We start from the raw sequence: 9,137 nt of genomic DNA on the forward strand, positions 1-9,137 counted from the left end.
TACGCCGACCGCAAAGTCGAAACCCGCGCCAACGACCACCTCACCGTCGGCGTGAACCAGCACATCAAGATCGGCACCGGCCAGTTCATCGACGCAGGGCAAGAAATCCACCTGAGCAGCGGCATGAAAGTGGTGATGGAAGCCGGCGCCGAACTCACGCTGATCGGCGGCGGCAGCTTCATCAAGATCGACGCCGGCGGCGTGACCATGAGCGGGCCGGTGATCAACATGAACTCCGGGGGTAGCCCGGGCGTTGGTACGGGCGCCGCGCCGTTGATGCCGGGACCTTTGAAACAGGCAGATGCAGATAAGGCTGGGCAGGTAGTGAAACCTTCGCTCGGTTCGTTCAAAGCTCAATCGAAGGCAGGCGTCTTGCTGCCCACTCCATCATGTCATCTGGATGCGAGCGGTCATTGCCCGATCCACCAACCCGGTGCGTCGACATGATTGAGTCCATCGAATCGCCGTTCAAACAGTCCACGACGACAGGCGCGATGTGTCTGATTCTGGACAGAAGCTTTGATGCGGATCTGCTCAGTCACTTGTTCCAGAGTGACGAACAGTACCGCCCCAGCTGCCTTCCACTGTTCACCAATACCCGCTACGCAGACTTGCAACCAGCAGGCCCATACGTCGTCCTGTATCCGGAGAGGCAAACCGTTGCTCCCTACGTCAGCACTTTGCTGGAGCAGTCTGATGCAGGTTGCGTCGCCTGGTTAAGCGACTCCGCTTTGCTGGATCAGGGCGTGGAACACTGGCGCAGCTTGCTGACCGTGCGCACCGACGAAGAACCGCAACAGATGATGCGTTTCTTCGATCCGCGCTGGCTCGAACCGTTGCTGCTTGCACTCGACGAGACCGAAAGAGCGCAGTTCATGGGGCCGTTCAGCGCGCTGGCATGGCGTAACGAGATTGGCTGGCGCTTCTACGCAAAACCTCCTCACACCCCGCCGACGGCCAAGCAGCCACCGGCATGGCTATACGTGGGCGAAGAACGTCAGGCATTGATCGAACAGGGCCGGCTCAGAGTCATCGCCACGCGCTTCGCGGACGATTACCGCGAGGTTCTGCCGACGGATGACCGCGTCGAGTTCGTTCATCGCCAGTTACTGGCCGCAAAAGATACGGGATACGAGCAAATGGCCGATCAGGAGCGCTGGCTTCGCGTAGCGATCCAGCGTGGCGACCGATTCTGGAAGCAGCCGCCCGCCACCGAGTTGCTCGCGCGTGACGACATAGCGCTCGGCGACAAGCTGACTCAACTGGAAAGCCTGTGAATCACAAGGACGATGAGCAATGAGCACCACCTACACCGTTAAGAGCGGCGACACTCTTGGCAGCATTGCCGCCGCCAACAAATGCTCCGTGGCCGATCTACGAGCGCTGAATCCGATCATCACCGACCCCAACCACATCAAGCCTGGATGGGCGCTGCAATTGCCGGCAGCCAAGGTTTTGCCGCCGCCGAAACACGCCGAGAACAAGAGCACCACAGCCGTCAAAGGCGCAGTCGAATGCCAGGATGAACTGGTCGACGTCATCCACATCACCGGCGACGATCACTTTTACGTGCTGACGGAAAAAGAATCGAAAGAGCTGCAGAAGCAATCCGACCTCGTCAAAAAACTCATGGACGAGCTGCACCAGAATCTCGCCAAGGCGACCGAAGCCAGGCTGTGCGCCAAGACCAAAGATCCGCAAGCCAATTGCACCTGCACGCGCTGCATCAAGGATGCCTGGAACGCCAAGGCTGAAGAAGCCGGGCTGCTGCAGCGCTCGCCTCCGGTTGTGGCAAAACCGAAAGCTGTCATCGAGCGCAAGGAAGACCTGCAAGGCCAATTGGCGACGGTGCAGAAGGCCCGCGATTGGTATCAGCGTTACACGCCCCAGCCGGCTTTTGAAGGCAGCTATCTGGAAACCAACTGGGAGGGCTTGCGCGCTAAAAAAGTCGCTGAACTGAACGCCGAGATTCAATCGCTGCGCACCCGCATCGCCGCGCAAGGCAAAGCCGAAGCTGGCGACAGCTCTACGAGTGCCAGCGGTGCAGCTCCGGATCTCAAGCACGGCAAAGGCAAAGGCACCGAGACGCAAAAAGGCAAGCAGGTCAAAACCGGCATCACCGTCGTCGAGTACATCTCCTTCAGCGATCCGACCCGACGCCACTACATTCCAGTGCGCACCCGAGAAGAATTCACCTGGCGGGTCAAAGTGCCGACCACCGTGATGCGTGGCAAACCGCTGGATAAAAATCTGGCCAAGGATTTGCTCAAGGACATCCGCACCGCTGTCAGCGATGGCCGCAAGACCAGCCCGCTGGGCAGCCTCGAGGCCAAGTTCACCTCTTGGACGAGCAAGGAGGACAACCTACTCAACGCCCTGCATAAAGAATGCTCGTGGACATCCAACGAAGCCGACTCGGCCAAATACGCCGTATCGGCCGAAGCTCACGCCTTTCGCTTTGCCGCAACGGCCAGCGCCGGGATCAACAGCTGGGAGCCCGGCAAAGGCAACGTCGAAGTCGGCGTCAAAGCCAGCGCCGCCATCTCGCTGGCTGAAGGCTCGATAGCGCTGAAGAGTTACTTTCCGGATCAGGGCGGTTACGTGGTGCGCATGCCGTACCGCAACGCCGAAGGCAAAGAAGTCGTCAGCGACATCGGCATCTTCCGCCTCGACGGCAAGGTCGAGCTATCGTGTTTCGCTGGCGCGACGGCCCAAGGCCAAGCTGGCGTCAAAGCCCAATACAAACCCAAGGAAGTAGAAGCCTCCGGGGCAACAGCTCTGCTAAGCCCGCCCGACATGGCCGTCGACAAGAAACGCGGCGGCAGCCTGGGATTGAAAGGCAACGCCTTTGCCGGCGTGCAAGGCGGAGGCACCGTCACCGGCACGTTGAAGTGGCTTGATTCGACCAAACAAGGGGTCGGCAAGATCGTCGCAGGACAGGCGAACGACAGCGGCAGCACAGACTGGTCGAGCTTGGTGGAGATCAAGGCTGAGGGGAACGCGGCGCTGGGTATTGGGGCTGGTTTTGATTTTGGGATTGAGATTACCGAAAACCGTTTGGCAATAAATTGCAAAGCGAGTCTGGTTTTCGGCCCTGGCGCAGGAGGCGGTTTTGGTACAGCAGTCGACCTCGAAAAGATCGGTGACCTGATCTACGTCTTCTGCAATGCTCTATCAAAGGCAGATTTCCATTACCAGCTAGCTGTAACTGAAGAAGCATTTGAATATATGGCTAGAGGTCTTTTCCAGATTATCAGCCAACCCGGCGAATCCATAGGCAAAGCATTTTCAAATAGCGCCAATGATATGAGACTCTGGTGGAAAAAACGAATTGCAACCAAACAGGAAGCTCAGACCACCGCCACTTACTTACTAAAAAATAAAACCGTTAAAGTAAATAGCAAAAACATTCCAATCAGTCTGCTACCCCCAGAAACAGTCGGGCCGATCATCTATCTTCTAACAGAAAGCTTTGTTGAAAGCTGGTCCGAAGAGCAGGAAAAAGCTGTTGTATTTTTGCTCTCTCACATCCGCACTTGGCGACAATTCATCCATATATTAGAAAACTGCTCAAAAGACGGAAAAAAAGTCGATCCAATGAGTAGCTTGAATCGCATCAATGCCCTGCTCGATGGGCATGAGCAAATGCAATTCAATAGTTTTATTAAAGCACTTGCAGCAAATATTGAAACAGCATCCGAAAAAACAGTAATGATTGCTTGGCAGCCAGGCCAATCATGGAGAAAAGAAAAAACACTGCTAGCGGCCCGGAGAAGCGGGCTATTTGACAGGATAGCCTAGCGCGGAGGGCGTCGCAGACGCCTTCCGAACAGTTATCAAAGCGGACTGCTGGACTGGATTGCGCACCTAAAGCTAGTATCGCTGGAATGATATTTTTGTACTAAATCTTGTGGCCAACGCCGCACCAGTGGAGCTGCTGACAGCGGTGCCTCCAAAGTTGTAGATCCTCTCCTGATTTTTCTGTTCCCAGATTCGGGGCCCTGAGGATTTTCCAGGGGGGAAATTTTGTAATAATCTTCAGCGTACCAGTCATTTACCCAATCGGTTGAGTTCCCAGCCATGCCATAAAACCCTAGAGGGTTAGGCGCAAATCGATTAACTGGGAAATTCTCCTGTTCATTTTCAAAAGGAAAGTTCTTTCCGTAGTCAAGGCTTCCAGTGTCAGTTGGAAAAAGTATATGTTTTCCACGATTGCGAGCCGCGAATTCCCACTGAGCCTCCGTCGGCAAGTCCACTTCGTAACCACTTAAAGACCCTATCCACTTACAGTAATCTTTTGCCTCCTGCCAGCTTTGAGTTGGAGCTGGAAGATCAGGCAAATATAAATCTTTTAGATCTTCACGCTTTCGATCATCTTCATCATAAAGAGGCTTTCCATTGGCAACAAAAAAAAGATCAAAATCCGCCAGCCTAGCCTGATACTTCGAGAGATAGTAACTGGTCAATTTTACAGGATGGACGAAATCATCATTACCTTTGCTACTGATATTACAAAGCTGCTCCGGCTCCTGCCCACAAGGCCAGGTACAAACATCTCTTTCATCGTATTCACAAATCCAGCCAAAGTCGCCCATATCAAACTGGCCACCTTCGACAAAGACCATGTTGTCAATTGACTGGACCACGGTGTTGAGAACCTTGTCACGAAGCTCGGCCGAAAGATCAGGATATTTCGTTTCTACGGTCGCTGCGATGGAGGCCACCTTTTCGGGCGACAAGGTTTTGCTAGGCGGCAGAGGACCTGATTCAGCCTCACAGCCGTCCAAGAGCATCAAGGCAGGAAGGGCAAGCAAAAACTGACGTAACACAGGCAATATCCTTATAAGGTGCGTCTGACTTACAAACATACCATCGCCCGGCAATACTACAAAATAACAAGTCCGTCAGCGAGCTCAACGCGTGTATGAACAATGCTCCTGGACATTAAACGAGGCCGAGGCAATGCCTTCCGCTTCGCCGCTGCGGTCCGCGCCGGATCAATGGCTGGGAACCTGGCAGGGCAATATCAAAATGAAGATTGAGCAACGGCGCCAGCGGCACCATCGCGATACCAGCCTCACAGTTTTTCAGCAGTTTGTACGGAGCACCGGAAGCCAGTGCCAGGATAGTAGGCATCTTGCTGCGGATTATCAGGCCAGCGTCGGACAACGGAAGCGGCGGACATGGGGCCTTCAGGATAATACGAACCACGTTTGACCTTATAGACTCCTGTTTCTGGCCCCCGTGGATTCTCCCTTGGAGAATGCCGATAGTAGTCTTCGCCGTACCAATCGTTAACCCAATCAGTGGCATTTCCTGCCAACCCAAAGACCCCCAATGGATTGGGAGGAAATCGATCGATTGGAAAAGTTTGCCCCCCTCCTTCATTTGGATAGTTCTCTCCAAAATCCAAACTACCCGTATCGGTAGGAAAAAGAATGTGTTTGCCGCCATTCCTAACCACGAATTCCCACTGCGCTTCTGTAGGTAAATCTATAGGGTACCCGCTGAGTTCGGCCAACCATACGCAATAATCCTTCGCTTCTTGCCAACTTTTGGTGAAAGCAGGCAAGTCCGGTTGATAGCGAAACTTTAAATCCTCTCTTTTGCGCTTTTCGGAGTCGAAAAGCGGCAGTCCTTTGGCGTTAAAAAATAAATCAAACTCTTTCAATGACACATGATATTTTGAAAAATAAAAACCGCTCAACTTAACGAAATGAACGAAATCATCATTACCATCACGGCTGATATTACAAAGCTGCTCCGCCGCCTGCCCGCAAGGCCAGGTACAAACATCTTTTTCATCGTATTCACAAATCCAGCCAAAGTCGCCCATATCAAATTGGCCGCCTTAAACGAAAACCATATTGTCAATTGACTGCACTACGGTGCTCAGAACCTTGTCACGAATTTCCGCGGAAAGGTCAGGGGGTTTCGTCTTGATGGTCGCTGCGATGGAGGCCACCTTTTCGGGCGACAAGGTTTTGCTAGGCGGCAGAGGACCTGATTCAGCCTCACAGCCGGCCATCAGCATCAAGACAGGAAGGGCGAGCACAAGCTGACGTAACACGGGCAATATCCTTATAAAGGTGCGTCAAAGGTCAAATATACCGTTGCGCGACGAGACTACAAACCATACCCCGACCTTGAACACGATCGCCGTTGCCCATCACGAATCTCTGCTGAGCCGCCAAATTAAGCTTCACCTAAGCTTCCCCCGCTAGCATCCCGGCTCATCAACCTGTCGTCTTGAGCCGTGGATGAGTCCCTCCGACATGAAAGCCTTTGATCTACCTACCCGACCGCATCCCAACTTCAGTCTTGTTCTGGTCAATTACAAAACCCCGGACATCACCCGCATGTGTCTGGAGCTGTTGCGCGAGCATGTCCAGGCGCAGGGCATTCCAGTGTGGGTGGTGGATAACGATTCGGCGGATGCCAGCCTCGATTATTTGCGTTCGCTGGACTGGATCAATCTGATCGAGCGGCCGTCGCCGGGCAAGGAAATGGGGCATATTGCCCATGGCAAGGCGCTGGATCTGGCCTTGGCGAAAGTTGAGACCGATTACTTGTTTCTGCTGCACACCGACACCTTTGTCTACGACATGGAAGTGTTTGCGATGATGATGCGCGAATGCACCAAAAGTGCGGACATGGCGGCGGTCGGTTGTGTCGAGCAACTTGATCGTGGGTTACTGCGTGATACCTGGCGTTTAACTTCGCGGTTCTGCAAACATCATGTTCGTCGACTCAAAGTTCATCTTGGCCTGCGTTCAAAACCGCCACGCCCGTATAAAGAAACCCATTTGAAAAGTTTCTGTACGCTGTGGAATGCGCGTTTGATGAAGTCGCTGGGGTTGCACTTCTGCATGGATGAGGAGGTGCCTGGTTACACGCTTCAGGATCGAATGGTCGGGTTGGGCTATGGCGTCAGGTTCCTCTCGCCGCGGAAGATTTTCCGCTATCTGGATCACATCCAGGCCGGGACCGTCGCGGCGGCAGGCACTTATGGCAAGGATCATCGCCGTACAAAAATGTACCAGCAGACACTCAAGCGCTTGCAGGGGCAGCATGGCAAAACCGGTATGCAAGCTTCGACTTGATCGAAAACAATTAAAAAGGGCGACTGCAAAGTCGCCCTTTTTGCTTGCAGATTCTGTATACAATTTTCGTCAGTAGTGGAGTTCGCCCAGTGTTACGGCCTGGCAATCCTTGCACCGGTAAAGAGCCCTGACACTGGGCGAACGCCGAGGATTTTAATTCAAACAAGTGGACCTGTCGTCATGGGCAAACATGAAATTTTTGCACTGAAAAGTTAAAAACTGTGTTTTGCCGATTTATCCCGGGAATTGTCTTACAAAAAACTTTATATGATTGCTCTCATACATAAAGTTGTACAAGAGCAATAAACTTGTAGAGCTAATACTCAACTATCGTGCTGACTGGTCACTTTCAGGATATCGGTATAAGTGACAATAACGCTCTGCCCTACTTTCAGATCTTTCAACTTGGCCTGAATCTCCGGCTTCTTCACATCGAGCGTCTTCGATTGTCCGGACGGATCTTGGAGGGTGACCTGATTGGTCTTCAAATCAATTTTGCTGATTTTCAGCTGCACCTGAACCTGACGATAGGCCTCGCCGCCCGGGTTATCGCTGCCCGGGGCCTTGCGCAGTTCGCCAGTGCGCTCGGTGGTGCCTGGCAAACCTTTATCTACATCGGTGTCGAGATAAGCGGCGACAGATCGCTGCACCTCGATCTTCACCAGGTCCCCTACTTTGAGATTGGCAAGATTTTTCGCTTTGTCGCTGAGCTGAACGTGGACCTGACGTCCTTCGGGGCCTTCTAGCACGACCTGGTGATTGGCCGGGTCGACAGCGAGCACTTTGGTGGTAACGGAATCGGCCTCAACGACGGCGGATAACGGAATGTCGGCAGCCAGAGCGCCGAAACTCGTGACAGAAAGCAGCGTTGCGAGAGTGATGGCCTTGGCCAGAGCGTCGAGCTTCATATGCATTACTTTCCCTGTGATGAAATGGCGACACCCGCCACCGAAAACACTTCAGCGGCGGGCGTGCCAGTGAGCATAGACGCTGTTCAGGGCTTGACTTGGGTTTGTGGGCCTCGGGTGTGTGGCTTGGCGGTCTCCTGCGCAGTGGATTCGCCACTCGGCGTGCCTTTGCCGCTGTCCTGCCGCTGCTTGGGATCGGTCGGGCGCAGCGCATCGTTATCGCGTTCGGTTTCACCGGCCGGGCGTGGTTCGTCGGGATTGTCGTTCTGGTTGATGGTGGTATTCATGGCAGGAGTCCTCAGGCTTCGGGATCTTCGAGTTCGCGGGCGACGTTGACCTCGGGTGACTGCTTGTGCAGATCATCGGCTTTGGCGCGCAACAACTGCCATTGCTCAAGATCAATCGCGCCTTGGCCGAGCAGGTCATCGGCGATGCGCTGCAGATCGAAATAGTGAGCGTCGGGCGATTGCTGCCAAAGCGTCTGATCGTCGAACAGGCGTTGCCAGGTGTTGAGGTCTGGGAGTTGCACGTCGTCGCTCATGGGTGAGTCCGAAAATGGCGGGTTTCTGGGTAGAGCGTATTGGCGAAGGGAGAGTTCCGAGCGGTTTGATTAGTGGTGACCTTGCTGACGCCATCGCTGGCAAGCCAGCTCCCACAGGGATTGGGGTTAAGCTGTAATTCATCGGTGTTTTTGAGATAGCTATCGCGAGCAGGCTCACTCCTACAAGAGCAAGAGCAAAAGCAAAAGCAAAAGCAAAAGATCGCAGCCTTCGGCAGCTCCTACAGTCCCACGTTCACCTATAGGCCGAGTGTCAGCTCGCCTGCTCTTGATCTTGATCTTGATCCACCGGCGACGTCGGAAGGCTGAGTGGAGGGGTTGATCCGGGCGTGGGAGCGCAGCGACCGTCTGGCGAAGCCAGACACAGCGGAAGGAGGTGCAGCGAAGCAAACCGTAGCCGCTGCGCCCGGATCGATCCCGCAGCGAAGGAACCCGAGCCTGCGAGGGCCGAACGTAGGAGCTAGCGTTTTTTGCTTACTTTTTTTGGCGCTCGGTGCGTGTCAACGTATCTGTCGCTTCACGGCTGTTTTAGGAGTCTATTACGCCCTTGTTTCAGGGCGCTCTGGA

General features: G+C 53.9%; 9 protein-coding genes and 1 pseudogene. 4 read left to right on the forward strand and 6 right to left on the reverse strand.

The genetic code is table 11. The annotated features are described in order from the left end of the window. The 3 genes and pseudogenes from AAEZ10_RS26995 to AAEZ10_RS27005 form a co-directional block, all read left to right on the forward strand. A pseudogene (locus AAEZ10_RS26995) lies at positions 1-447 on the forward strand (type VI secretion system tip protein VgrG); the annotation flags it as partial. After that, entirely contained in the window at positions 444-1,277 is an 834-nt protein-coding gene (locus AAEZ10_RS27000) for a DUF4123 domain-containing protein (RefSeq protein ID WP_163032976.1), read from the forward strand. The pseudogene AAEZ10_RS26995 and the gene AAEZ10_RS27000, both read left to right, overlap by 4 nt. Positions 1,278-1,296: 19 nt before the next feature. Next, positions 1,297-3,801 carry a LysM peptidoglycan-binding domain-containing protein gene (locus AAEZ10_RS27005; RefSeq protein ID WP_273526803.1) on the forward strand — a complete coding sequence of 835 codons (2,505 nt, stop codon included), beginning with the start codon at positions 1,297-1,299 and terminating at the stop codon, positions 3,799-3,801. 35 nt (positions 3,802-3,836) lie between these two features. Here AAEZ10_RS27005 and AAEZ10_RS27010 read toward each other — a convergent pair whose 3' ends face one another. From AAEZ10_RS27010 to AAEZ10_RS27020, 3 genes are all read right to left on the reverse strand, one after another. Next, a complete protein-coding gene (locus AAEZ10_RS27010) occupies positions 3,837-4,829 on the reverse strand; it encodes a formylglycine-generating enzyme family protein (RefSeq protein WP_350571750.1) in 993 nt (330 codons plus the stop codon). 248 nt (positions 4,830-5,077) lie between these two features. After that, the gene (locus AAEZ10_RS27015; RefSeq protein WP_243242165.1) at positions 5,078-5,836 is read right to left on the reverse strand and encodes a formylglycine-generating enzyme family protein; all 759 of its coding nucleotides are present in this window, start codon (positions 5,834-5,836) and stop codon (positions 5,078-5,080) included. Positions 5,837-5,851: 15 nt separating this feature from the next. After that, positions 5,852-6,070: a hypothetical protein gene (locus AAEZ10_RS27020; RefSeq protein ID WP_350571752.1), complete on the reverse strand. Its 219-nt coding sequence runs from the start codon at positions 6,068-6,070 to the stop codon at positions 5,852-5,854. A gap of 205 nt (positions 6,071-6,275) precedes the next feature. Here AAEZ10_RS27020 and AAEZ10_RS27025 point away from each other — a divergent pair, with 205 nt between their 5' ends. Next, positions 6,276-7,103, forward strand: a complete 828-nt coding sequence (locus AAEZ10_RS27025; protein ID WP_110646491.1) for a glycosyltransferase family 2 protein — start codon at positions 6,276-6,278, stop codon at positions 7,101-7,103. A gap of 323 nt (positions 7,104-7,426) precedes the next feature. On the opposite strand, the gene AAEZ10_RS27030 is transcribed toward AAEZ10_RS27025, so the two are convergent. The 3 genes from AAEZ10_RS27030 to AAEZ10_RS27040 all read right to left on the reverse strand — a co-directional run bounded on the left by AAEZ10_RS27030 (position 7,427) and on the right by AAEZ10_RS27040 (position 8,552). Beyond that, positions 7,427-8,011 (reverse strand): hypothetical protein, encoded by a 585-nt coding sequence (locus AAEZ10_RS27030; protein ID WP_073474317.1) that lies wholly within the window; start codon positions 8,009-8,011, stop codon positions 7,427-7,429. 86 nt (positions 8,012-8,097) lie between these two features. Then, the gene (locus tag AAEZ10_RS27035; protein ID WP_073474315.1) at positions 8,098-8,298 is read right to left on the reverse strand and encodes a hypothetical protein; all 201 of its coding nucleotides are present in this window, start codon (positions 8,296-8,298) and stop codon (positions 8,098-8,100) included. Positions 8,299-8,309: 11 nt separating this feature from the next. Further along, a complete protein-coding gene (locus tag AAEZ10_RS27040) occupies positions 8,310-8,552 on the reverse strand; it encodes a hypothetical protein (protein ID WP_041478609.1) in 243 nt (80 codons plus the stop codon). Between the last annotated feature and the right edge of the window lie 585 nt (positions 8,553-9,137).

Source organism: Pseudomonas sp. H26/SER47-MNA-CIBAN-0231 (assembly GCF_040310465.1).
GTDB classification, from domain to species: domain Bacteria; phylum Pseudomonadota; class Gammaproteobacteria; order Pseudomonadales; family Pseudomonadaceae; genus Aquipseudomonas; species Aquipseudomonas atacamensis.